A 25,266-nucleotide genomic window follows, 5' to 3' on the forward strand; every position below is an offset into this window, starting at 1 on the left:
TCTAACTCTTTTTATTATTATTCTTGTTCTTGCTCGTCCATAATCTTCTCGAACGCCGCAGATACTTTTTCAAATTCCTCGTCATTCTCTATGTATGAGAATTCATTATCTTCTTCTACTTTTAAAAAGAAGATATCAATGTCTTCCTCAGTTTCTGTTTGAATGTCTTCTACAAAGGCAACCGCAATGTATTCTGCACCTTCGACATCCATCGCTCCAAGCACTTCAACTTCCTGTTCTTCATTATTCTCATCGGTAAGACTAAAAATTTCGCCTACTTCAATTGCTTCCATATTCATTCTCCTCCTATCATACTCTAAAAAATAAAACGTTCAAATTGCACACTTACTAACATATCTTTCCATAAAAAAGTTGAATTCATACAGAAAGAATAACAAATTCTTGCTGATTCAGCAAAAGTATTCAACTATAAGGATATCATTTATGAATAGGAATGAACATATTTTAAATGAGATAATTGGATTAATTAATTTAAAATCCTTCTTTAGATTTCCGAAAGGCCTCCATGTTCCATAATGATTCTTTCATATAGGCAGCTGGAATGCCACCTGTCAATCTGTAAGTAAATACTAAAATTGCACCTCCTATCCTGATTCCTTTCCGTACGTTTTTAGGATGAGAGATAAATCCTTCTATATAAACTAAAGAGACTTATGCAGCAATTCCAATACATCTTTCATCGCAAAAGGCCCATCTTTTTTCACATGCTCAGCGAATTCAGAAACGAGACGTAATGTTTTCACACTTTCGATTGGATGATCTCCTGACGCACTTTCAGCAGAAAGCATAACAGCATTCGTTCCGTCCAATACAGCTTGAAATACATCTGTCACCTCAGCTCTTGTAGGAATAGAATGATCTACCATAGATTGAAGCATTTGTGTCGCTGTAATGACATATGTATTCGTTCGATTGCACTCACGAATCATCATTTTTTGTAACAGTGGAATAAATTGATACGGCAATTCCACACCTAAATCTCCCCTTGCGATCATAATGCCATCCACTTCTTTGCATATGTCTTGAAAATTCTCGATTGCTTCCATCGTTTCTATTTTTGCAATTAAATTTGGGGAAGTTTCTTTATGTTCATGTATAAAACTTCGTATTTCCTTTATATGACTAGGTTTTCGAACGAAAGAACACGCAATAAAATCAACTTCCTCTTCTAGAAGAAATTGAATATCTTTTTTATCTTTCTCCGTAATAGCTGGCAAACTAACAATTGTACCTGGTAAGTTCACCCCTTTATGAGAGGAAATATTTCCACCTGTTTTTATTCTTGTTTCTATTTTTTCCGAACTTATCTTTTCAACGATTAACTCAACTTCTCCATCATTAATAAGAATTCTACTTCCAACTTTCACGTCATTCGCGATCCCTACATAATCAAAACTTGCTTCTTCTTTATTCCCTTGAACTGGATTGGTATGTAAAGTAAATAACTCCCCTGCTTCAAGTGTAATTTGTTCCTCTTTCATTTCACCCAATCTTATTTTAGGACCTTGTACATCCCCTAGAATTTTAATAGAATCGTCTAACGATTTTACTAAACGAATGATGTCTTTATGACTTTCATGCGTACCATGTGATAAATTTAACCGAACAATTTTCATACCATTGTTTATTAACTGCGCTAACGTTTCTTCATTATTACTCGCTGGCCCAATTGTACAAACTCGATCAATTGTCATGTCCCCACCATCCTTTTTTAAATGTTTCCCATAAAATAAAGAGAAGATTCTTTTTATAGGAAAGACCGTGTAACTAAGGGTGCAAAGAGGTTTTATATGAAGAGAATATTTTGCTGAAGAAATAGCTTTAATTTAACTTTTTGTGCCCAACATTTTGACTCAATCGTTATTGTTAGTTTCGTTGCAATGGGGTACTACTAATAAGAAATCTTGTTTACATACGAACGTTAGATTGGGATATCGAAAACGACCTATGGAGGAACCACAATGACTACTCTTCGAAAAAAAATAATGGGACTAACATTAGCGGGAACGGTAGCACTATTTACATTAGCAACAGGAAGCATAATGAACGATAACGAGGTAAAAGCTGAGGTGAAAAAAGCAGGAAAGCAACCTAAAAATGTGATTTTCATGGTTATAGATGGGACAAGTTCTTCTGCTACAACATTAGCCCGCTGGTATAAAGGTTCACCTCTTGCACTAGATCAAATTGTATCCGGAGGTGTTCGTACGTATTCCGCAGAATCAGCTATTACGGACTCTGCACCAGCAGCCACAGCTTTAGCGACAGGAAATAAATCAAATTCCGGCTACGTGGGCGTATTACCTTCTGTTGTGAATTCACCTGGCTTAGAACCAGTTAAAGAAGAATGCAAGTTTCGTCCAGTTGCCAACGTCTTAGAAGGCGCAAAAAGTTCCGGCCGCGCGACAGGAATCATTGCTACATCAGAAATTCAGCATGCTACTCCTGCTAGTTTCTCTGCCCACCACGTTAACCGTAAAGATTTCGAAGTACTTGGTGAACAGCAAGTTTATCAAAATATAGAAGTTGTATTAGGTGGTGGAAAAGCAGCACTTCAGCCTACGACAAGCAACGGAATTCGTAAAGACAACGAAGATTTAGTAAAAGTGATTCAAGACAAAGGGTATGACTTTGTCGAAACAAAAGATGCGTTATTAAACTCCAAATCAAAGAAAATCTGGGGTTCTTTCTCTAATACTGCCCTTGCGTTCGATATGGATCGTAGAATAACCAATCCTAAGCAGCCAACTCTTTCCCAGATGACGAGAAAAGCAATTCAAACATTATCAAAAGATAAAGATGGTTTCTTCTTATTTGTAGAAGGTAGTAAGGCAGATTGGGCAGCACATGCAAATGACCCAATCGGGATGATTAGCGATGTATTGGCATTTGATGATGCAGTTACAGAAGCATTAGAATTTGCGAAGAAAGACGGTAACACTATGGTCATTGCTTTAGCGGATCATGGTAATAGCGGTATTTCCATTGGTAACAGCAATACCACAAAAGGCTATGATACTACACCAGTATCAGCTTACATTGCCCCACTGAAAAAGGCGAAAATGACACTTGAAGGTGCTACAAATAAACTAAAAGATGATTTATCTAATATAAAAGAGGTCGCTGCACTTTACGGTTTAGACGACCTAACTGATAATGAAAAAGAGCTGTTAAAAGCTGCACAAAAGAAAACTGATGTAGGTCCAATCTTTACTAAATTATTGGCCAACCGTGCGAACATCGGTTTTACAACTGGTGGTCATACGGGTGAAGATGTATTCTTATACTCTTACGGTCCTCAAAAGCCATACGGTTTAGTCCAAAATACAGACATTGCGAAAATAATGGCTAAAGCAATGGGCTTTCAATTAGAAGAATTAACTAAGAAATTATTCTTAGATGCTGAAACATCCTTTAAACAAATTGGTGCAACTGTAACGATTGACAAAAAAGATGTACGAAACCCGGTGCTTGTAGTAAAACGCAATAATACGGAGGCCAAATTGTTTGTTAATAAAAACATTATCTATATTGGTGGGAAAGATTATGAATTAGGAGGCATCGTTGTAGAAAGCAACGGGAAATTCTATGTCCCTGAAAAAGCAATTCAACTATTCACAAAGCATTCTCGCTAAATTTAAAAACAGACATAAAAAAACGCTATCCTTTCTATAGACAGGGTAGCGTTTTTTTCGTTATATGGATACAAATTTATCTTATTAAATCCATTCAACAATAGTATCCATAGTTTGTCTTGTTTTATTAAATTGTGGTTCTCCTTTACGGTATCCAAATGCAACCATAACTGATACCTCAAGATTATCATCTTTTAAAATTCCTTCTTGACGAAGTAAAGAATCTACTTTTTCTTTATCGAATCCTTCCATTGGACAAGAATCAATACCGATTTGAGCTGCACTAGTCATCATATTAGCTAAAGCAATATAAGATTGCTTTGATGACCAATCAAATACAGCACGTTCGGAGTCTAACAATTTAAAATCCGATTCTTGGAATTTTTTGAAGAATTCATATCTCATTTGTTGGGCTTCTTCAGGCAATCCAATAATATCTTTCATCATATGCTGAATATACTCTGCATCATAGTGCATATCTTTGATGTTTCTTGAAAGAACAATGACAAAATGACTTGCTGTTGAAAGTTGCCCACCTGCTCCCCATGAATATGGTAATAGTTTTTCTCTTAATTCTTTATTTTGTACCACAATAAATTTCCAAGGCTCATATCCAAAAGAAGAAGGAGATAATCTTCCTGTTTCTAAAATAAATTTAAAATCATCTTCTGAAATTTTCTTCATAGGATCAAATTCTTTACATGCATGTCTAAAGTTAAAAGCCTCAATAATTTTTTGTTTTGTATTTTGTTTTGTGTTAGTCATAAAAGATCCCCTTTTCATTAAATTATTATTTAACCAAATTATATTTTTAAAGTAACAATGATACAAGTACGCACATTTATGTGCTATAGTATCAAAAAAGATACTATTGTTAAGGGAGAGTCTTTTTATGATTAGTTCAAAAGAAGATGATGTAAATTATCCATTTTTAAATAAATATTCTTGTCCAGTAGAAGCTATCGTCGAGGTTATTGGCGGGAAATGGAAAGGTGTTATTCTTTATCATTTATTAGATGGTAAGAAACGATTTAATGAATTAAAAAGATTAAAACCTAATATCACCCAAAGAATGTTAACACTTCAACTTAGAGAACTTGAAGCAGATGGCATCGTACATCGGGAGGTATATCGTGAAGTACCTCCTAAAGTAGAATATTCGCTAACCGAACTAGGCGAGTCGCTACGTCCAATTATCCTTTTAATGATGGAATGGGCGACTAATAATATGGAGCAGGTTTTGGAAAGTAGAGATAACACTAAATAGTATTTAAAACCTGTAATTAGCCATTACAAACAACTCAAAAAAGATTGCCTCTTAGTATACAGGCGATTTTTTTTTGAGTAAAAGGATTATTTGGGTCAGATTCTGGAAAAGTGTCAATATTCTTCATAAAGGAGGTCTACTGATGAAAAATTTATGGAAGAAAGTTTCTTTAATTGTTTTCATAGTAATTGTCCTTTTAATAATTTTATATTTTTGTGGTATGTCACTTTTCTGGAACCAACCCTAAATTACATTTAAAAATAAGCCCTCCTTGAATAAAATTCAATATTCCGTCAATACTATACATGACATTAGATTTTCTCCTTGTTCCCCCTTGGAGAGTCGGGCAGCTAGCTTTTGTTAGCTGCTTTTTTATTTTCGAATCATTGCCGTCATTACTACTGGTGGTCCATTTGTTCCGTATTTCATAATTTGAGCAATTGATTGTAACTGCTGAATGCCTTCTTCTTCATTATGTTCTCCCTGAACAATTGCTGACGAACAATATAATGGTTGAACAGCCACTGTATGGAGACTCTTCCGCTAAATAAAATTGTGCGACCATTGGAAGTTCTTCTCGTTTACATATTTCTAGGATTTTCTGCGATACTGGTGCAATTTCTTCATCATAAACTTCCTCTTTATCGTACATATCAATCCATTCCCCTTTTCTACAAAATGAAATTTGTGTAGAAAATAATGAACTTTAAAAACTACTAAATTGCAAATATAAATACAAGGGAGCGTTTTATATGACTTCCTATCAAAAAATATCTTTAATAGTTATCACTCTTTTTTATCATTGTGATGTTCCTTTTAAATGAAGTCTTTATTTCTTAACACCCAACGAGAATGTACAAAAAACTAAAAGGCCTACTCACACGAGTAGGCTTTTGAAACTATGAAAGCTTCGTTAATAATTGATTTAAATCTTTTTTCGTTTTCGTCGTTAATGACTTCATTTTATTAATATCGATATTTTCTTTCTCCGCTCTTATAATTAATGGATACAAACTTTGTTCAATTGTTTTGTATTCAGTTGGATGTGATGCTTCTATATCTTTTTCAATTACATCCCACTTCTCATTAATTTGTTTTCCAAGTTTATTTACTGTTTCTAATTTAGGATTTGCAGCTAATTGCTTATCTAGGCTTTCAATTAATGTAACGACTTCTTTTACATTTGCTTTCACAGCGACGTTTTTCTTCGGATCTTTCGTTGTCTTTCCGTTATTGTTTGTACTTGTGCTTTGATCTGTTGTTTTTCCGCTAGTAGTTTGATCATTCGTTTTTCCTGTCGTTTCTTTTTCTTTTGTTGTTTTGTCGTTACTTTCTGTTCCTGATGATTCCTTTGTATTTTTTGCATCCTTATCTGTTTTTTCATTCGAAGAAGTATTTGTGTCTTTTTCAGTATCTTTCGTTGTTTTTGACGCTTCATCTGCACTTGTCGTTTTCGATTGCTCTTCATTTTGTGCAGTTGCTGGATCCTTCTTCGCTTCATCTTTATCTGTGAAGGTACTACAAGCTGCCATTGAAAGCATTGTACCAATTGCTACTGATGCGATAGCGACCTTTTTCATTTTCATAAAAATCCCCCTATGTTTACAATTTTGTCCTTCTCTTTACGATTCTATTTCCCCTTAAAAAATCCCTTTTCATACGAATCACCATCTTTCCGACAGTAATCTTCATAATAATACGTACAAAAAACGATAAATTTATTTTAATATTCGAGTTTTTTCTACTACATTTTCCTCCTCTGTAGCAAAAGAAAAAGAGTATGTTGTCACATGAAGATTTACAATCTACAAATGACAACATACTCCCCTATCAATTTTTTATCTTTCTTGACATTTTATTTATACAAAAAACAAAATAATTACTAATTTTTTTATTTCTCAACAATTGTTAACATAATATTTTTATGAATAACCACCATTCGAATGAATGACTTGCCCAGTAACCCACTTCGCTTCTTCACTTACTAAAAAAGCAATTAAGCGTGCCGCATCCACCGGTTCTCCAACTCTTCCTTGCGGGAATTTCCATACTAAATGATGCTGTAATTCCTCTGTAATCCATCCTGTATTCGTTGGTCCTGGATCAACAGCATTGACTGTAATCCCCTTCTCCATAGCAACTGGTGCAACTGACTTTGTAAATGCTTCTATTGCTCCTTTCGTTGCTACGTATGCTAGTTCATCTGGCATCGGGCCTAATGACTGCCCAGAAGTAAGATTTATAATACTTCCACTCGTTTTAAGTGAAAAATGTTTAATAAATAATGAACTTAATAGCATAGGAGCACGAACATTAACCGTATAATGTTTATCTAGCTGTTCTACATCTAACTCTTCAATTTTCGTAGGAGTAGAATACGCCGCATTATTAATAAGAATAGATGGATCCCCTAAACGTTCTGATACCATATACAATACACGATTAGGCGAATAAGACTGTGATAAGTTGATTTCTGCCATTTCACATCGAACGCCGTAACTTTCAATTTCCTTTTTCAACAAAAAGGGCTCTTGATCATTCATTCCCCATGGCATCGCTTTATCATACCGAGGCCAGTACGTGAAAAAAATGTCTATCCCATTTTGAGCAAGCACCTTGCATACAGCTGCACCAATTCCATTCAGACGAGTTGCCCCTGTTACAATTGCTATTTTCTTCACCTTTTCTCCTCCATCTATGGATAAATCCCCTGCACGAATACAGAGGATCTACCTTTTTAATTAATATTTGACAATATACGCTCAGCGCCTAATTTTAAAATTTTAATAAAGATATAATTTACAATCGTAAACATTACAAATAAAACGATAAACATAATCCAAAGTCCTACTTGAAGGAAGAAGTATAATACACTTACACCCGCTACAATAACTAAAGCTATTAAAATATTAGCTAAAAAATTCCACAAAGTTGTATATCGACTTTTAAATAATTTCTGTTCTGTATCCCAATGAATATCTGCAGTTTGTGCATCCCAGCGTGTACCGATTAAATTAATTAACAATAAACCGTTCGCACTTAGTAAGAACCAAAGTATCATGAAGACTGGCGAAATACCTGCTACAACTCCCATTGTAATACCGAATACTCCTAAAATGACTACATTAATTAACCAGGCCGTTATCGCTTTCGCAAAAAAGATATCCGAAGCCTTTACTGGTAAGTAGCGATTCACAAACCAAGAGCTTCCATCTCGTGAGAATGACGTTGTTGCAATAACGTTACTCCCCATTAAAAATAAGGATGCACAAAGGCCAACACCAATTGCGAAACCTGCTGATTCTGGATTATCAATATATTCCGTAATCCATTTTAAATTTCCATCTTGTACAAACAAAACAAAGAACAGCATAATTGGCATAACGAAAGTTTGCACAATACAGTTTAAGAAAAATTGTGGTGTACGGAATAACGTTTTAAATTCTTTTTTCACATATGCTTTTAAATGAGAACTTTGTACTGTTGATTTCTGTAAACCTTCTGCTGAAATTACCTCTTTCTTTGCTGTACTCGTTGAAAGTCCAATAACCCCTTTTAAATATGTACGCTCTGCAATGTAATAAAACAAACCGAAAAATGCGATAGAAATAAGAATGTATATTAGTACGTATAATATTCCCTTCCACGATGCATTTTCTACTAATCCCATTGCACCAAAATATGTAGTTGGAAAATAATTTGTCATTTGTATGAAAAGGGAGGATTGATTATTTGTAAGATAATTCGCAACTGAATCTCCAGCTCCAGATACTGCACTTTTATTTCTCCATTGCATAAATACATTGATTCCGACGATAAATAGTATACTTACGATTCCAATAAATATACTTCCTCGATCTTTATTTTTCGCTATATTCGTATACCTCATAATAATTGTCATAATTAACGAAGCTAAAACTAGCGGAATGATCGGGAAGAATAAGTAAATGACAATCATATAAATATAATATGTAATGAAAGCACCACTCTTTAAACCGTAAGTAATAAAGATAGGCAATAAAATAAACGAGCTCATTACGTATTGTGTAATTAACACTGTAAAGAACTTTGCCGAAATAATTTGCGCTGGTTTTAACGGTAACGGTAGCAACATTTCAACATCATTACTATAGTAAAACACTGTTAAAATGTTCATAATACTCATCAAAAATACCCATATACTAGCAACTGCTAATCCCATCGCAATAACAATTCCTGGATCCTGTCCGAGGTGTATCATTCCTTCATATATTCCATGGGTCATCGAACCGAATATTAAAAAACCTACAAATAAAATGGCTGCAAATGAAAATAAATACGCCCATCTTTTCTTTTTATCTGTTATGAAATCTGCATAATTTAATTTCAATAATACTTTCGTTAACGTCCAAATTTTACTCATTGCCCGTCATCTCCAAGAACATTTTTTCAAGTGATTCATTGGATTCAAAATGATCTCTCATTTCATTTAAATTCCCTTTAAACTGAAGATTTCCCTTATTAATAATCGCGACGCGGTCACATATTTTTTCAGCTACTTCTAATACGTGTGTCGAGAAAAATACAATCTTCCCTTTATCAGCATGTTCTCTCATCATTTCTTTTAAAATATATGCAGATTTCGGATCAAGACCTGTTAACGGTTCATCTAAAATCCACACATCTGGTTCATGTACGAGCACACCGATAATAACAATCTTTTGTCTCATACCGTGTGAATAACTTTGAATTTGATCAGATAAAGCATTGTACAGATCAAACTTCTTCGCTAATGACTCTATTCGTTCTTGTCTTACTTCCTTCGGTACTTCATACATATCAGCCATAAAGTTTAAATATTCAATCCCTTTTAATCGTAAAAACATATCCGGGCTATCTGGAACATAGCCAAATGTTTTCTTCGCTTCCATCGGATTTTTCATAATATCTTTACCGTTGATTGTAATGGTTCCTTTGTCCACCCCATGAATACCAGTAATCATCTTAATTGTCGTTGATTTACCCGCACCATTCGGTCCTAAAAACCCAAAGATTTCTCCGCTCGGTACAGATAAACTTAAATCTTTTACTGCATAGGTAGATCCATTATAACTTTTTGACACATTCAAAATTTCGATCATTACATCCAATCCTTTCCTTAATTACCAATTAACTATATTAACATTATAGCATACTTATATTTTTAGATTTTTACATTTTTCAGTTTTTTTAACCTTTAAAATAAATATAAACTCCTAATCCAACGATTAAAACAACAGCTAGTATTATATAAATCATCGTAAGTCGTTTAATATTTCCTTTTGTCGCTTTACTATAATTCGCATCACCATTTCGCCCAATTAACACCGTTCCAATTACAGTAATAACTACAAGTAATATAACGATCATTATCCCAGTTAACATTTCGTCCTCCCCCTCCTTACATCCATTTTACGATATTTCCCTTTTTATTTTACAGAATATTTAACCTTTTTTACTATTATTATGAAATAAATCGCAAAACTATTATTACTATGAATTTCCATATGTGATATATTTATAACATATAGTGATTTATCCCGCATTAACTGGCAGTAAGACTCCCACCTCAAATTTCGGCTGGAGCAAAGAAGTTAGGTGGGAGCCCTGCTGCCCGTAAACGCCCGATTGGTGAAGGCTAATAATCAGTGGGGGATGAACACCCCCACACTGATTATTAGCCTTCACTTTATTTCTAACATCGAAAGGAGAATCTATCATGAAAACGACTTGGATAAAATATTTAGGATTTCTCGGTTTCTTTGGGTTTCTCGGATTTTTTTATGAAAAAGGATTGTTTACTATGTTCTGTTTCTTCTCCTTTTTCACGACGTATAGAAAAGTTCATCACGATGAGCTTTTTGAACAAATTGTCAATAAATCGTGCCGAAATGCATTCATTATTACAATATTAACAACAGCTATCATTATCTTTATTGAAATGTTATTTCCGAATCCTACACTACAAGAGATTGATATTGCTCTTATTTTCAGCACACTCATTCTTACATTCGGATTCTCTACCTTCTTTTACGATAAACCAGTTGATGAAATGGAAGATGCACCATGGCGTTCGTAACGAAGATAAAAGAATACCGTGCCAAAGTACATATGACGCAGGAAGATTTAGCGAAAAAGGTTGGTGTACGTCGTGAAACGATTAGCCATCTTGAAAAAGGAAAGTATAACCCTTCCTTACAGCTTGCTCACGATATAGCGAGGGCACTACATAGTACGATTGATGAGGTTTTTATTTTTGAGGATTAATAAAGAGCACCAAGTTTAATATATAATACTGAATCGTGAGCGGAAAACATATCAACAAAACCACAGCCTAGATGCATAGTGCTCTCCTTTCAAATTTGATAGGTTCTTCTCTTATCTAGTTTACTTTTTACACATTAAAAAAGAGCGAATCTACATTCGCTCTTTTCCACATATTTATGGCGTAAAGCTTATCATCCAACCTAGCATAAATCCAAATACAGCAAACAGTAACATAAAAACAAATAAACTACATGCCCACAATGCATATTTTCGACTTTTGCTTTTTGTGAGCATGCCTACGACTGAACACATCAATCCAGCTCCAACTATTTCTCGAAAACCTTCGCCTATAAATATTTCTTGAATAAGCAATGTAATGTTCAAATACAATAACGCTAGAAAGGCAATAATTAATGAAATAATACCCATCCACGTTTCCTGTTTATAAATATGACTCTTTCTTTTTTTTAAGAATGCCAATTCCATAATCTCGCTTCACCTACTTTCAAGTTTCTAACTTTTTCATGGCTCATCAATTTTTCAACTTCTCCTTTAGGTCCAGTTACAACTGCCCCGTATGTTTTTATCCCATTTTTTTCAAGGAAAGAAATACGCTTTGACAACTCTAATGTTTTCGCTCTAGATAGCTTCACCGCTAAATCTTCATGCTTCCGTAATGACTTTAACACATCAATAAATTGTTCCTCATGAGGTGAGTCACTTAAAAAAGGACCACTTGGACTTGAAATCATATCTGCTGGAAAACCGATTGGGGCAACATACTGACCCTCATCATTCTTTTGCTTCTCCTCTAATCCTGTATTCACGGCATACCAAACAATATCAATAGTAGGAAACGTATCCGTTACCTCTTGTACACTTAATAATTCTCTAAAAGATACAAATGCTTCTACAACAGATTCTTGTGGAAGACCTTTTAATACCTGAGCTTCCTCGCTACTATTATAAGACACATTATAATTATTAGGATGAGATAATACCTCGTTATCTATATATGGGACTTCCGGAATTTTTTCATCTGTTGTATATTCACGGCTTACTTTCGTTGCTCTACTTAATAAATAATCTGTTTTCTCTTCTCCTATTCGAATATCTTTCTTTCCTACCCTTTTATACAAATCAAAATGCAATTGTAAACTAAGCGGTAACAATGTTTGCTCCATATCCCTTTCTTTCATAAATACATTAGGTTCTGTTACACTTAATGTTTGATTTACTACATTCCGTATCTCCATCGCGTTTGTAGGTGCCAATGTATAATATAAAAGTGTAGATATATATAAAATAGGTTGAATAAGTAATAAAAAAGTAAATACAATCAACAGATTCGTAATTCGAGCTCTTTTTTTACCTATTTTCAACACTTGCTGCTGTTTTCCATCAGGAAGTGAATCTGGTCTTTGATGAAGAGCTTCTTGTAACAATTCTTTATAATCATCTTGTTCAGAATGAGGTTTATCATTTGTCATTTTGACTCTTTTCCTCCTTTAACAATTCTTTTAATCTCTTTCTCCCACGAAATATGTGACTTTTATAAGTATTTACCTTTAAATCTAATACAGTAGCACCCTCTTCGTACGTTAATTGATGTACGTCACATAATAAAATAGCTTGTGCCTCTACCACTGGTAAAGTATGAATAATCTGAATTAATTTTTCATAACTATTTTTTGCGACTACATACTCTTCTGTAGATTCCCCTGCTTGTATTGTCTCTAATTCCTCCGTTCCTACAAAAGATACTTTTTTCTCTTTCCTTACAAAATCAATAAACGTATGATATGCCACTTTAAAAAGCCATGATTTTACCTTTTGGTTTTCATAGTCTTCTAGATAAAGATACGCCCGATAAAAAGTCTCCTGCATCAAGTCCTCCGCTACGTGATGGCTACGAGAAAGGGAAAATAAATACCGGTACACATCGTTTATATAAACCTTATATATTTCTTCAATTTCCATCCCCCTCCTCCTTTCATATATAACACGAATAAGCGTGTTATAAAGTTGCATTATTTTTCCTTTTTATATTTTTTATTTATTAAAAAAGAAATAACATTTATACATTTTAATAACTATTTACAATTATAAACAAAATATGAGATGTTATAACTGTAAATTTCTAAAAAAAGAAAAGCGACAAAATGCAATCTTCACACCAGAACCACATAAAAAATACCGGTATCCTTCCCATGAAGAATACCAGTACTTTTCATTTATCACCCATACAAAACCGCATGAAATACACCTAACAGTAAGTATTGATCCTCTATATAATCCTCATCATATACATCCATCTCGATATAATACATATCTTCCTCAAGACGAATATTCCAATCTGCGATTACATAGCCGTTTCGTAATAATTTTCCAAGCCCAATTGAAGTTTTGTGAACAACATATTCTTCTGTCTTATATGTAAAAGTAAATAAGAAATTTGCATCTAATAACTTTCCGTCACATACAAGTATTTCATGCTCTGCATCATTATTATCGATGTACGTTACTAAAATCCTTCTTTGACGCTGCCTACTTACATCCTTTGCAATGACGCGAATATTGTTCTTACTATCCTTTATTTCATAAATGATATTACTACCGACTTTCGGAATGAAGTCTAGCACTTTCATCAACGTATTTTTATAATAGCCCCGTACTGCGCCTACTCCTTCGCTTCCATTGTAAACCTCTATTGAAGTCGTATCCGCTTTACTATCACACAGTCGTTTATAAGAAAGCTGCATCATTCGCTCTCCTCTTAAGTACTGATCAAACGTCACAGGATATCCTATCGCGCGCAGTTCCTTATTTAGCTCATATAAATAGCGTTGAACGCTCTCTACTAATGTTGTAGTTGATATACGCTCTTGAAGTTCAAATTGCTGCCAACTGGAAAAAACTCTCCACTGATCTTCCTCTTCATATACGAATCCGAGAATTACTTCCTCACGGTCACTCGTTTCATAATTCAATTGTTCTTTCTGCCCATGTTGCACTTGTTCCATCCACTGTCCTAAATAAATGCCAAGCTCTGCAACCTTCATGCATGACTTCTGAAAAAATACGCTGTCACTCACGCGAATCGTTAAATCCCCTTCAATAAAGCCATTTGCATAAGCGGCATACCGTGACTCATCCTTCTGCGGGATAGCCTTGTCTAACTCAAATAAAAACATTAACATCCTTCACTCACCTCTAGTTGTTACACAGCTCATACATGACATCGCATCACTCTGAGAAACTATGTATATATAAATATTTAATTATCGCATTATAAAACGTGAATGACCTTAGTATAGTAGCGCTATTTTTGCTTCGCGAACTCCCTCATAATAGAATAACTATCCTTTTATTATTTTTTTCTTGACTTAGAGTTCACTCTAATTATTATAATCAACTCATAGTTCATTCACAATAAAATCAATTGGATAAAATTCAGGAGGGATCGGAAAAGCTAAAATCAAAAGTGGCTGATATTAACGCAGACCTGAATGTTGTCATTCGAACCTTTGATTTATCTGTTAATACAATTGTACATTAAGGTACTAATTAAATAAAAACCTACGATTTCCTGTACGTTAAGAAGTCAGTGATTCTTGCCTTATTTTACTTTCTCTTAATAGTCGTAAAGCTTCTATAATTTATTTAGTACATATAAAAAAGACGGAATCATAAAATCAGCAAATTAGAAAATAAAACAGGATGGGAGTCAGTTATTATGGAGCAATCAAATAAAGCGTTTAGCCAGGCATTAGTAAAATCGTTAAGAGGGGAACGAGGACATCTTCCCATCAAGAATGCTTTGTCGGATATAGACGTGGCGCTTGCGGGAAAACGCAGAGAGGAACTGCCTTATTCTATTTATCAATTAGTGAAACACATGACCTATTGGCAAGATTTTCTCTTATTATCCGCTCAGGGGAAGAAGCCTGCATTGCCTGCCCATGTAAAAGAGAGCTGGCCTGAAGAAGAATGCCCTGGCAGTGAGGAAGAGTGGCAACAGATTATTCAGTATTTTCTTCAAGGGATTGAACAGGCATGCACGATCGCCCAAACTGTTCAATTGGACAAAACATTGGAGGAATGGCCTGGTGAAACCCCTGGCGGTGTTCTACGGAATATTGCATCTCATAACTCCTACCATTTAGGAGAAATTGTGCTGATTCGCAGATTATTTAGTGCTTGGCCACCGCCAACAGGCGGATATCCGGTCTAAACAAGGAAAGGGTTCCACCCCATGCCCATTAACTTAAGATTTTAAATTACACCCAAAACGAAATTTTTACCACTTTACAGTTATTTATGAGAATTAAATTCATTTTTTTCATTACTGGGGAACAAACATTTTTTAAACTTGATGGAGATAGGGTATAAAAATACAAATTTCATCTCCGAAAAAAATAAAAAAACGATTGCTTGGATCCTAAGAGGCAATCGTTTTTTTTAGCTGTTTGTAATGACCAATTACAAACAGCTAAATATATTATTTAGTGTTATTTCTGTTTTCTTTCATTAAAATTATTTTGACTTGGTACCATCTTTTTTTGTTCCATATCATAGTATATGAACTTATATGAACGATTTTTCAAATATATCTACCGTAACTTAATATATATCAACTAATCGAAAAATCTTAACTCTATTAAAATGAAGCTACCTTTTCTTCCGCCACTTCCACAATTTCTAAAATTTGTAGCAGGTTCTCCACTTCATAAGTCGGCTTAACACTCATCGTATTCTCTTTTAAACTCGGATTATACCAACACGTATCAATACCGTAATCTTCTCCGCCTTTCATATCAGAAGTTAGCGAATCTCCAACCATTAGTACACTTGATTTATCCGTAATCCCAAACTTCTCAAAAGCATAATCAAAAATCTCACGCGCTGGTTTTTGATGGCCGACTTCTTCAGAAATAATAATATGATCAAAGAAGTTACATAAAGGGGAATTTCCAATTCTAGATTGTTGCACTTTTGTATATCCATTCGTAATGATACCTAACTTGCAATCTTGAAGGTTCTTACATAATTGCACTGCACCATCTATAAGATGTACTTCTTTTCCTAAGTTTTCAAGGTATACGTCACTAAAATGCTGCGCGTCTACTTCTAGAGTATGAAGAGCAAATAATTGTCTAAATCGATCTACCGCTAATTCACTTAGCGTAATCATTTTATTCTCTAAATCTCTCCATAATCCATTACTAATCTCTTTATAACTTGCAAGATAATCATTATACCCTGTAGGCATGCCAAATTGTACAAACGCGTTATGTAATGCGTTTCTTTCTGTTTCAGGGAAATCTAATAATGTATCGTCTACGTCGAATAGTATTACTTTGTATTTCATGATGTTCGCCTCAATTCCTATTTTCTCATAGCTTAACTATAGCAACAATAATAAAAGGAGGCTAATCCAATCAGCCTCCCTCCTCATTATTTATCCCGCATTAAGGGCAGTCCGATTGGTGAAGGCTAATAATCAGTGGGGATGCCCCCCCACTGATTAAAGTTTCACTTTATCTTCTAGCAATAACACTTTCATTTCCTCTAACGATTCTTTCGTAAAGCCAAGAGCTTTTTCAGCGTATACTTCAACTGATCCATATTGCTTTTTAACTTCATCAATCGCAGCTTGTAAATACTCAGCACGTGCTTCAAACATTGCACCTAATATTGCTCTACTTTCGTCGTTCTGTAATTTCGCACCTAAAAAGGCCATCATTTTTTCATTTAACTTTTCACGGAAACCGTTACTTAGTAAGTAGTCTTCCATTACTGTTTTTTCCGGTATACCTAGTAAAAGTAATAATAATGCAGAACCAAATCCTGTACGGTCTTTTCCAGCTGTACAGTGGTTTACTAACGGTAAGTTTTTCGGGTTTTGCGCCAGTTTTAAGAAGCTCACGAATGCTTCATTACCACTTACGAAATCTTGATTCATTTTCACAAGATACTCGCCTGGTTTCCCTAACATAGAAAGGTCACCAACTTGGAAAAATTCATTTATATTCAAGTCTTTCGCCAAGTCTTGCATAACTGGTAAGCACACTTGACGAGCACCTGTAACACTTGGGTTCGGCTTATGCTTCACTTCAAAATCTGTACGGTAATCACAAATTAACTTTAAACCCGACTTCTGTAAATACTCGATATCCCATTCTGTTAATCCTGCTAATTCTTCAGAACGATACAATTTACCCCATTTTACTTTACGGCCTTCAGTCGTTTCATATCCTCCCATATCACGGAAGTTAAACGCACCTTGTAATGGTAATCTACGCTCAGCTACTGTGACTGCTTGTCCATTACTTCCTACTAACCTAAAATATGGACGCTCATTTTCACTCGGGTTTTCAATTGTACATGCATCCCCACTTACTGTTACAAGTAATTCTCCATTTTCTTCAATATGATCTGGTGAAGTACTCCAATAAATACGAACTTCTTCTATATTATTTTCCCACTTTATATGTAACGTATTATCTTCATTTCGTTCTACAGTTGCTTGTAGCCAATTTCTTTGCTGCTTCATACTTTCACCAACGCTTTCTTCGTATAGTCTAATCCTTCTCTATTGTATTATAGGAAAGCTTACTTTGTCGTTTCGATTTTTCTTTTTATCTTACAAACATGCAAAAAGTTCTTTTACTTGTTCAAAATTTGTACATGGATTCCCGCTAAATGAGTTCGAGAGAGTAAGCCATCCATCCTTCTAAAACCTTCTCACATATCGCTCAGTAGAGCTCAGCTGCTGACATCCGTTCTTTTCAAAGACATCCTTCATCCACTCGTTTTGTACATTTGTCTCACCAATATAATAAGATGCACCTATTTCTTTTAAGACAAACATTGCCCCTGTAAAGAATGCTGCTTCATACCCTTTATTTCGCATATTTGGGGCGACTGCGAAATACATAAGTTTTCCTTCTTCTAACGTACCTCTTTCAATATGCGGGATTACAATTCCTATTGGCTCTTCATCGATACTTGCTGTTAAACAATGTTCTTTCCATTGCCCACCTATTTCTTGTAGCATCGTATTTACAAATTGATCATAATCGATTTGTTCTCCCGTCACTTCATTCCACAGTGAATAAAAAGCGGCTTCGCCTATCTCTTCAATAAGCTTAAAATCAATTTCACTTTCTATATCTTCTACTTCATATATATCCTTAAATACAATCATGTTTTCAGTAATATATTCAAATGAATACGTTTCGAAACACTTCTTATACACATCATAATTTGGGCTTTTTGAAGAAATTTCAAATTGCAATTCTTCTATTCCATCTTTTTCAGCTTCAGCAACGCAATATTGCATTATCTCTTCTAATTGCTCTTCTGTAAAAACCTCTGCATCATTTTCTTTTATCATTATAGAAGAAGCATTTTTTCTTATTTTAAAATGTTTTTCTAACTGTTCTATAGTCATCATATACTTCCCTCATCTATGTCATACTCGAATTTCTACTTGTTCTCCTTGCATGAGCAGGATTGTCCTTGAATATATAGAATACTAGAAAACATTGCATCTTTAAAGTGCGGAGGAGGTTCTCCATTGGATATTACAGCATTGCAACAACAGTTAGAGCTTATACAACAAAATGACTATACGCAACTGCAACATATAGATATTAATGAGTTAACGCTCAATATGCTTCAGTATATCGGAACAACTGATAGTTACGTTCGTTACCAACTTATATATAAATGTTTTGCACATTTCATTCATCATGAATTCCTTATGGACGATCAACTGAAATTACTTCTACAAACTTGTTTAAGTGATGAGTATTTATATTGTGACATTCACTCCCCACTTACAGATGGGGTTTTCACACGTTCTTATACTGTTTCATTACTTGCATTAATACTCCAATTCGCTAACTCGCACTACTTTTTTACAGAGGAGGATATCGAAGAAATAAAAAACAAACTCATTACATACACAAACTTAGAAATGGATTTTCGAGGCTATATTGAAAATAAAGGATGGGCTCATTGTCTTGCCCACGTATCTGATGCCTTTTCTGAAATTGTTCACAATTCCTATACGACCTTTGAATGGTACGAGGAATTAATTCATTGTTTATTAAATAAAATTTTCATCCCATCGGATCTTTTTCATAATAATGAAGATGAACGAATTGTTACACCGTTACTATCTATGCTATATCATGACTTCCCGCAAGATGAGTTAATTTCAATTATTTATAAAAAAATAAAAAGGCTTCCTCAAATTAGAAAACGCCTTTCCCTTAATGAGTATTGTATTTTATGCGCAAACATTAAAATCTTTTTACGCACATTATTTTTTAGAACAAAAGATGATCATAACTTAGCATTTACAGCACGTAAAACAGAAAAAATGTTAAAAGAACTGCCTAATTATTATTAAATATAAGGAGAAGAATTATGGGCTATATTGAAGACATGAGAAATCTAGTAGGAAATCATCCACTCATTTTAATCGGATCACACGCCATTATATTAAATGAGAAAAATGAAATATTACTGCAGCTCCGTACAGATTTTAACCGCTGGGGTATTATTGGTGGCGCCTTAGAATATAACGAAACGTTAGAAGACGCTTTACAACGAGAAGTATATGAAGAAACTGGACTTATCATTAAAAATCCAGAACTATTCCGTACATACTCAGGACCTGATTTCTTTCAAATCTATCCAAACGGCGATCAAGTACACGGTGTACTCGCTGTTTATATTTGCCGAGAATTCCACGGTGAGCTTGTATGCGATCAAACGGAATCGAAAGAACTGCGCTTCTTTCCGCTAGATGAGTTACCTAGTAATCTTCCTCCTGTTATTGATAGGATTATTACAGATTACCAGCAAAAACAAGGGAACGCTTAACGTTCCCTCTCAAATCCAATCCGTTTTTTTATTTCTGCTAAATTCACCTTCGCAATAGCTCGAGCCTTCTCCGCACCTTTTTCTAACGCCTCATATAATAAATGAGGCTCATTCATATACTTAACGTATTTTTCGCGAGAGTCCGCTAATTCACGGTCTACAACGCGAAACAACTCTTTTTTCACATCGCCCCATCCAATGCCAGTTTCATACTTTTCACGCATTGACTGCATTTCATCTTCTGCCGCAAACTCTTTATAAATCATAAATAACGTTTCCAATTCTTTCGGTTCATTTGGAAGTGAAGAATCGGTTTTGATTTTAAATATTAACTTTCGTAGCTTTTCTTGCTCTGCAAATAACGGGATCACATTTCCGTAACTTTTACTCATTTTTCTTCCATCAAGACCAGGTAATATTGCACCTTCTTCTTGTATGACATACTCCGGAAGTGTAAATGTCGTGCCGAATGTATGATTAAAGTACGCCGCAATATCACGCGCAATTTCAATATGCTGAATTTGATCTTTTCCAACTGGTACATGAGTAGCTTGAAATAGTAATATGTCAGCTGCCATTAAAATCGGATACGTATATAATCCCATATTCACACCTGCATCAATTTCTAATCCCGCTTCTTTATTTTGCTCTACCTTCGCCTTATACGCATGGGCACGGTTCATAAGCCCTTTCGGAGTTAGACAAGCTAATATCCAAGCTAATTCTAGAATTTCCGGCACTTCCGTTTGTCGGTAAAAAATAACATCTTCTCCAAGCCCAAGTGATAACCAAGTAGCAGCTACCTCTTTCGTATAACTACTGAACTTCTCTGGATCATGCACTGCATTTAACGCATGATAATCAGCTATAAAGTACAATGCTTTTCCTTCATTATTTTTTGACATTTGCAATGCAGGTTTAATTGCACCAATATAATTTCCTAAATGCGGATAACCTGTCGGCTTAATTCCTGTTAACATAATTTTCTCGCTCATCCTAACTCCTCCTTTCTCAAAATAAAAAGAGCCCCTCATCCTAAAAAAAGGACGAGAGACTCCCGCGGTACCACCTTAATTAGCTATATTATAGCTCACTTCAACTTCTTAACGTGAAGTAACCGTCTTCGCCTACTCATTTCAGCTAGAAGCTCCAGAGCCCATTCCATATTCATCCCTTACTGATTCCCACCACATATCAGCTCTCTGAAAAGTTTTGAACATGTACTCTTCTCTTTCATTGCTTTTTCGTTTTTTACAGTTTATCACATTCCCTTTCCAATTAAACCCTAATCTTCTGTTTTATATAGCAGGAATTTCCACCTTGATTGTCTAATAATATATAGGTTTGCAGAAATACTCGAAACAACTTTGGAGGTTTTTTCATGGTAAAATATATATCCATTTTAGGTTCAACAGGATCCATTGGCACATCTGCATTAGATGTCGTTTCCGCTCATCCTGAACATTTTAAAATCGTCGGTTTAACCGCGAATTATAATATCGATCTTCTCGAAAAACAAATCGAATCGTTTCAGCCTCGTATTGTAAGCGTAGCGACAAAAGAATTAGCGGATACATTACGTTCTCGTATTTCAACAAATACAAAAATTACATATGGAACTGATGGTTTAATTGAAGTATCTACCCATCCTGATACAAATCTTGTATTAAGTTCAGTTGTCGGTGTTTCAGGTTTACTCCCAACAATTGAAGCATTAAAGGCGAAGAAAGATATCGCTATCGCTAACAAAGAAACTTTAGTTGCAGCTGGACATATTGTCACCGAACTAGCGAAACAAAACGGATGCCGCCTAATTCCAGTTGATAGTGAACATTCAGCCATTTTCCAATGTTTAAATGGGGAAAATAATAAGGAAATCGAAAAATTAATTGTTACAGCTTCTGGCGGCGCTTTTCGTGATAAAACACGTGAAGAAATGAAAACATTACAAGCGAAGGATGCTTTAAAACACCCAAACTGGTTAATGGGCGCAAAACTAACGATAGATTCTGCCACGTTAATGAATAAAGGGTTTGAAGTGATGGAAGCTAAGTGGCTATTCGATATTCCTTATGAAAAAATTGATGTTATGATTCATAAAGAAAGTATCATCCACTCTTTAGTGGAATTTATTGATGGATCAGTCATGGCACAGCTCGGTGCTCCTGATATGAGAATGCCGATTCAATATGCGTTTCACTACCCTACTCGACTACCTTCATCCTATGAAAGATTAAATTTATTAGAAATTGGTAGTTTGCATTTTGAAAAACCAAATTTAGAGAAGTTCCCCTGTCTACAATATGCATTTGAATGTGGAAAAATTGGCGGTACAACTCCAGCCGTATTAAATGCAGCGAACGAAATTGCAAATGCACTATTTCTTAAAAATGAAATTGCATTTTTCGATATCGAAAAAACAATTTACAATACAGTTGAAGCTCATCATAACGTAAAAGATCCTTCACTCGATGATATATTAGAAGCTGATCAATGGGCACGCCAATACGCAAATCAATTGTTAATGAAAAAGAGCTAAAACAGGTTTCTCTGTTTTAGCTCTTTTTTCACGTATTCAACTTCACAAATCTATAACCGTGCGTAACTAAAACTTTTAATATCGCATACCCTGGAATTGCTAAAATAATCCCCATAATTCCAAATAAATTTCCCGCAGTTAAAATGATAAATATAATAGTAATCGGGTGAATATCTAACTTTTTCCCCATGACTTGCGGAGAAATAAATTTACCTTCTGCTAATTGTACAATCATCATAACGATAATTACTTTTAACACCATTGATGGCGAGTCGATAAATGCGATAATTAAAGCTGGTGTAATTGCAATGATTGGTCCTACGTACGGAACGATATTTACAATCATCGCTAAAATAGCAAGTAGTACCGCATATTTAATACCAATAATAAGATAACCGATTAATAGCATAATACCGATAAATAAACTAACAATAATTTGTCCTCTAATATACGAACTAATCGCATAATGCATATCATCTAGTATTCTCTTCGCAGCTGGTTGTCTTTGCTCAGATATAAACTTTAAAAAATGATTCGGTAATTGCTCACCATCTTTTAAAAGATAGAACAAAATAAACGGAACCATTACAAATGTTAAAACAACTTCAGTAATTGTACTTAAAAATCCAGTTACATTTCCTGTTACTGATGATAATGATTTTGTAAAGTTCATTGTAGAATCTTTTACGATATTAGCAAAATCAATATTTAAACTTTCCTGCATTCTACCAATTACATTACTTTCTCCAAATTTACGTGCTGCCCTTTCGATTTCATGCCCGAAATATGGCAAGTTATCTATTAAAGCATTTACTTGATCTTTAATAATTGGAATAACCGTGACCGCAAGAAAAACAAATAACCCAAGAACAATTATATATATCGAGGCAATCGACACAATTCTCGACACACCTTTTCTTTCTAAAAGAGAAACGAATGGATGCAATATATAAAATAGTACTCCCGCTAATAATACTGGGAAAAAGATTGTTTTTAAAAATACGACGAACGGTGTAAAGACGAATGATATTTTTGTAAGTAATAATATATTTACAAACAGCAACGCGAATCCAAGTAGTACAGCTAAATAATTTTGTTCTTTAAAAAACTTTTTCAACTTATCTCTTTTTCTTATATTTACTTTCTCCAAGTGTACCACCTCTCTAATTAGGAAAAGCCCTAAAAGGGCTTTATAAAACAATCAGTAATAGCCTTTATTTTCTTGCAGTTTTTACTACAAATGATACAATAAGAATTAACACAATTGCACCTAATAATGCTGGCACGACATGAATCCCACCAAATGATGGCCCAAAAGATCCAAATAATCTACTACCTAACCAAGCTCCTAGTAAACCAGCAATTATATTTCCAAACATACCAGCTGGAAAATTTTTACCCGTTATAGAACTAGCAATTATACCTATAATAGCACCAACTATTAATGTGATAATCCATCCCATTTTTAGTCCCTCATTTCTATTATAGTTTGTATTATCAAATACAAGAGTAGCTAAACTCTTATATAAGATTACGTATTTATCTACGCTAACCATATCCTACTATAGAAATATACCTACGAACATTTTATGTATGGAGATACATATATTATATGCAAAAAAGAAAAAAATTGTCAAACTTACCCACAAATCAATTATATTAATATATCATATTTAAAGGAGGCGTTATTATCTATGATTCATAAATTACTTCCCACTTCTTATGAAGTAGCATCATCCATTTTAAATGTTCAAATTCCAGCTTATAAAATTGAAGCAGACTTTTTAAACAGTACTGCAATACCTCGTTTATATGATACTGTAAACGATATTCAAAATTGTGATGAAACATTCTATGGATATTTCTCTGAAAATAAACTCGTCGGCTTTATTTCTTTTATACAAGAAGAAGAACTAATCGATATCCACAGATTAGTTGTATCGCCCGATTTTTTTCAAAAAGGAATCGCAACGAAACTGCTACTTTATATATTTAACATGTTCTCGTCTTCAATGACATACATTGTACAAACAGGTAAAGCCAATACTCCAGCTCTGGCATTATATAAAAAACACAGCTTCATTGAAGTAACAGATACAACACTACCTGATGGCATGATTCTTACGCAACTTAAAAGACAGAAAAAACAAAATAGTTTGACTTATTTATTTATTTATGTTATTTTTTACTTTATACAACCTTTTGCTGAGTCCAAATTTTGGAGCGGGGGAACCATTTTTGTAGCTATGCTACTTGGGGCGAATCTTTTTCAAGTAGGGAAACTCTCACTTCCCGAGTCCGACAGCTAACCTCGTAAGCGTAATGGGAGAGGAAGGTGCTTTTTGCCTATGTTACACACTTTGCCTCCTTAGTTATAAATATGGAATCGATATCAATCAGAAAACTATATTTATAGAAAAGGAGACTGGTACAATGTTACGTTTATCAGATCACGCAATAAAAATGATGGAGCAAAGACTTCGACTCGAACAACACCGCACATATCAAGCAAATAAAGTTGTAGATAACTTACATCACAAATACTTCTTTCAGCATATTTTTCAACCGAAAAGATAAAGAAAATGTTTATTTAATATTAAAAAACACAAGGTGTGTCTATA

The 25,266-nt window shown here is 34.4% G+C and carries 28 protein-coding genes, 1 pseudogene, 1 riboswitch and 1 other annotated feature; of the genes and pseudogenes, 10 read left to right on the forward strand and 19 right to left on the reverse strand.

From position 1 onward, the window contains the following. Positions 1-17: 17 nt before the first annotated feature. Positions 18-299, reverse strand: coding sequence for a DUF1292 domain-containing protein (locus MKY70_RS17320; protein WP_002013967.1), 282 nt, complete (start codon positions 297-299; stop codon positions 18-20). Positions 300-662: 363 nt separating this feature from the next. Then, positions 663-1,715, reverse strand: a complete 1,053-nt coding sequence (locus MKY70_RS17325) for a pyruvate kinase (RefSeq protein WP_341025354.1) — start codon at positions 1,713-1,715, stop codon at positions 663-665. A gap of 267 nt (positions 1,716-1,982) precedes the next feature. Here MKY70_RS17325 and MKY70_RS17330 point away from each other — a divergent pair, with 267 nt between their 5' ends. Further along, entirely contained in the window at positions 1,983-3,656 is a 1,674-nt protein-coding gene (locus MKY70_RS17330) for an alkaline phosphatase (protein WP_341025356.1), read from the forward strand. Between the two features lie 84 nt (positions 3,657-3,740). Here the strand turns inward: MKY70_RS17330 and MKY70_RS17335 are convergent, their stop codons facing one another. Beyond that, positions 3,741-4,421 (reverse strand): NAD(P)H-dependent oxidoreductase, encoded by a 681-nt coding sequence (locus MKY70_RS17335; RefSeq protein ID WP_016100992.1) that lies wholly within the window; start codon positions 4,419-4,421, stop codon positions 3,741-3,743. 127 nt (positions 4,422-4,548) lie between these two features. Between MKY70_RS17335 and MKY70_RS17340 the strand changes: the two genes are divergently transcribed. Continuing rightward, on the forward strand, positions 4,549-4,923 hold the full coding sequence (locus MKY70_RS17340; RefSeq protein ID WP_078185441.1) for a winged helix-turn-helix transcriptional regulator: 375 nt from the start codon (positions 4,549-4,551) through the stop codon (positions 4,921-4,923). A gap of 372 nt (positions 4,924-5,295) precedes the next feature. On the opposite strand, the gene MKY70_RS17345 is transcribed toward MKY70_RS17340, so the two are convergent. The 6 genes from MKY70_RS17345 to MKY70_RS17370 all read right to left on the reverse strand — a co-directional run bounded on the left by MKY70_RS17345 (position 5,296) and on the right by MKY70_RS17370 (position 10,326). Beyond that, the gene (locus MKY70_RS17345; RefSeq protein WP_002128281.1) at positions 5,296-5,448 is read right to left on the reverse strand and encodes a hypothetical protein; all 153 of its coding nucleotides are present in this window, start codon (positions 5,446-5,448) and stop codon (positions 5,296-5,298) included. Between the two features lie 374 nt (positions 5,449-5,822). Next, the gene (locus tag MKY70_RS17350; protein WP_341025358.1) at positions 5,823-6,509 is read right to left on the reverse strand and encodes a hypothetical protein; all 687 of its coding nucleotides are present in this window, start codon (positions 6,507-6,509) and stop codon (positions 5,823-5,825) included. A gap of 336 nt (positions 6,510-6,845) precedes the next feature. Next, on the reverse strand, positions 6,846-7,604 hold the full coding sequence (locus MKY70_RS17355; RefSeq protein ID WP_002013978.1) for an SDR family oxidoreductase: 759 nt from the start codon (positions 7,602-7,604) through the stop codon (positions 6,846-6,848). A 56-nt stretch (positions 7,605-7,660) separates the two neighbouring features. After that, complete coding sequence (locus MKY70_RS17360; RefSeq protein ID WP_061674351.1) at positions 7,661-9,325, reverse strand: putative ABC transporter permease subunit; 1,665 nt, start codon at positions 9,323-9,325, stop codon at positions 7,661-7,663. Further along, positions 9,318-10,043 carry an ABC transporter ATP-binding protein gene (locus tag MKY70_RS17365; protein WP_002033261.1) on the reverse strand — a complete coding sequence of 242 codons (726 nt, stop codon included), beginning with the start codon at positions 10,041-10,043 and terminating at the stop codon, positions 9,318-9,320. Before MKY70_RS17365 ends, MKY70_RS17360 begins: the two co-directional genes overlap by 8 nt. Before the next feature lie 88 nt (positions 10,044-10,131). Continuing rightward, a complete protein-coding gene (locus MKY70_RS17370; protein ID WP_002142517.1) occupies positions 10,132-10,326 on the reverse strand; it encodes a hypothetical protein in 195 nt (64 codons plus the stop codon). 334 nt (positions 10,327-10,660) lie between these two features. Here MKY70_RS17370 and MKY70_RS17375 point away from each other — a divergent pair, with 334 nt between their 5' ends. Both MKY70_RS17375 and MKY70_RS17380 read left to right on the forward strand, forming a co-directional pair. Beyond that, positions 10,661-11,020 (forward strand): DUF3796 domain-containing protein, encoded by a 360-nt coding sequence (locus tag MKY70_RS17375; protein WP_002066385.1) that lies wholly within the window; start codon positions 10,661-10,663, stop codon positions 11,018-11,020. After that, positions 11,008-11,208, forward strand: a complete 201-nt coding sequence (locus tag MKY70_RS17380; protein WP_002084410.1) for a helix-turn-helix transcriptional regulator — start codon at positions 11,008-11,010, stop codon at positions 11,206-11,208. Before MKY70_RS17375 ends, MKY70_RS17380 begins: the two co-directional genes overlap by 13 nt. Positions 11,209-11,382: 174 nt before the next feature. On the opposite strand, the gene MKY70_RS17385 is transcribed toward MKY70_RS17380, so the two are convergent. From MKY70_RS17385 to MKY70_RS17400, 4 genes are all read right to left on the reverse strand, one after another. Next, entirely contained in the window at positions 11,383-11,694 is a 312-nt protein-coding gene (locus tag MKY70_RS17385; RefSeq protein WP_002128289.1) for a hypothetical protein, read from the reverse strand. Then, positions 11,676-12,698: an anti-sigma factor gene (locus tag MKY70_RS17390; protein ID WP_088031832.1), complete on the reverse strand. Its 1,023-nt coding sequence runs from the start codon at positions 12,696-12,698 to the stop codon at positions 11,676-11,678. The genes MKY70_RS17385 and MKY70_RS17390 overlap by 19 nt, the downstream gene beginning before the upstream one ends. Further along, a complete protein-coding gene (locus MKY70_RS17395; RefSeq protein WP_002013989.1) occupies positions 12,688-13,188 on the reverse strand; it encodes a sigma-70 family RNA polymerase sigma factor in 501 nt (166 codons plus the stop codon). Before MKY70_RS17395 ends, MKY70_RS17390 begins: the two co-directional genes overlap by 11 nt. 257 nt (positions 13,189-13,445) lie before the next feature. Continuing rightward, positions 13,446-14,408, reverse strand: a complete 963-nt coding sequence (locus MKY70_RS17400) for a tubby C-terminal domain-like protein (protein ID WP_341025361.1) — start codon at positions 14,406-14,408, stop codon at positions 13,446-13,448. A gap of 536 nt (positions 14,409-14,944) precedes the next feature. Here MKY70_RS17400 and MKY70_RS17405 point away from each other — a divergent pair. After that, positions 14,945-15,442: a DinB family protein gene (locus MKY70_RS17405; protein WP_002013992.1), complete on the forward strand. Its 498-nt coding sequence runs from the start codon at positions 14,945-14,947 to the stop codon at positions 15,440-15,442. 426 nt (positions 15,443-15,868) lie between these two features. On the opposite strand, the gene MKY70_RS17410 is transcribed toward MKY70_RS17405, so the two are convergent. The 3 genes from MKY70_RS17410 to MKY70_RS17420 form a co-directional block, all read right to left on the reverse strand. Continuing rightward, positions 15,869-16,579 (reverse strand): YjjG family noncanonical pyrimidine nucleotidase, encoded by a 711-nt coding sequence (locus tag MKY70_RS17410; protein ID WP_341025363.1) that lies wholly within the window; start codon positions 16,577-16,579, stop codon positions 15,869-15,871. A 156-nt stretch (positions 16,580-16,735) separates the two neighbouring features. Then, the gene (locus MKY70_RS17415) at positions 16,736-17,764 is read right to left on the reverse strand and encodes a tyrosine-protein phosphatase (RefSeq protein WP_341025365.1); all 1,029 of its coding nucleotides are present in this window, start codon (positions 17,762-17,764) and stop codon (positions 16,736-16,738) included. Between the two features lie 180 nt (positions 17,765-17,944). After that, complete coding sequence (locus MKY70_RS17420) at positions 17,945-18,667, reverse strand: GNAT family N-acetyltransferase (protein WP_002033371.1); 723 nt, start codon at positions 18,665-18,667, stop codon at positions 17,945-17,947. A gap of 123 nt (positions 18,668-18,790) precedes the next feature. On the opposite strand from MKY70_RS17420, the gene MKY70_RS17425 reads away from it, so the two are divergent. After that, positions 18,791-19,630: a DUF2785 domain-containing protein gene (locus MKY70_RS17425; RefSeq protein WP_002013997.1), complete on the forward strand. Its 840-nt coding sequence runs from the start codon at positions 18,791-18,793 to the stop codon at positions 19,628-19,630. Between the two features lie 17 nt (positions 19,631-19,647). Then, positions 19,648-20,106, forward strand: a complete 459-nt coding sequence (locus tag MKY70_RS17430) for an NUDIX hydrolase (protein WP_088031836.1) — start codon at positions 19,648-19,650, stop codon at positions 20,104-20,106. Here the strand turns inward: MKY70_RS17430 and MKY70_RS17435 are convergent. After that, positions 20,103-21,101, reverse strand: coding sequence for a tryptophan--tRNA ligase (locus MKY70_RS17435; RefSeq protein ID WP_341025367.1), 999 nt, complete (start codon positions 21,099-21,101; stop codon positions 20,103-20,105). The genes MKY70_RS17430 and MKY70_RS17435 overlap by 4 nt on opposite strands. A gap of 44 nt (positions 21,102-21,145) precedes the next feature. Then, positions 21,146-21,352 (reverse strand) — a binding site (T-box leader). A gap of 135 nt (positions 21,353-21,487) precedes the next feature. Here MKY70_RS17435 and MKY70_RS17440 point away from each other — a divergent pair. Further along, positions 21,488-22,645 carry a 1-deoxy-D-xylulose-5-phosphate reductoisomerase gene (locus tag MKY70_RS17440; RefSeq protein WP_113734361.1) on the forward strand — a complete coding sequence of 386 codons (1,158 nt, stop codon included), beginning with the start codon at positions 21,488-21,490 and terminating at the stop codon, positions 22,643-22,645. A gap of 28 nt (positions 22,646-22,673) precedes the next feature. Here the strand turns inward: MKY70_RS17440 and MKY70_RS17445 are convergent, their stop codons facing one another. Together MKY70_RS17445 and MKY70_RS17450 are read right to left on the reverse strand one after the other, a co-directional pair. After that, complete coding sequence (locus MKY70_RS17445; protein ID WP_002033358.1) at positions 22,674-23,795, reverse strand: AI-2E family transporter; 1,122 nt, start codon at positions 23,793-23,795, stop codon at positions 22,674-22,676. 64 nt (positions 23,796-23,859) lie between these two features. Then, positions 23,860-24,108: a GlsB/YeaQ/YmgE family stress response membrane protein gene (locus MKY70_RS17450; protein ID WP_060750673.1), complete on the reverse strand. Its 249-nt coding sequence runs from the start codon at positions 24,106-24,108 to the stop codon at positions 23,860-23,862. 231 nt (positions 24,109-24,339) lie between these two features. On the opposite strand from MKY70_RS17450, the pseudogene MKY70_RS17455 reads away from it, so the two are divergent. Beyond that, positions 24,340-24,792: pseudogene (locus tag MKY70_RS17455) on the forward strand (GNAT family N-acetyltransferase); the annotation flags it as partial. 46 nt (positions 24,793-24,838) lie between these two features. Continuing rightward, positions 24,839-24,981: riboswitch (cyclic di-AMP (ydaO/yuaA leader) on the forward strand. Positions 24,982-25,078: 97 nt separating this feature from the next. After that, on the forward strand, positions 25,079-25,222 hold the full coding sequence (locus tag MKY70_RS17460) for a hypothetical protein (protein ID WP_000945246.1): 144 nt from the start codon (positions 25,079-25,081) through the stop codon (positions 25,220-25,222). Positions 25,223-25,266 lie beyond the last annotated feature (44 nt).

Source organism: Bacillus sp. FSL R9-9492 (assembly GCF_038007365.1).
GTDB lineage: Bacteria > Bacillota > Bacilli > Bacillales > Bacillaceae_G > Bacillus_A > Bacillus_A mycoides.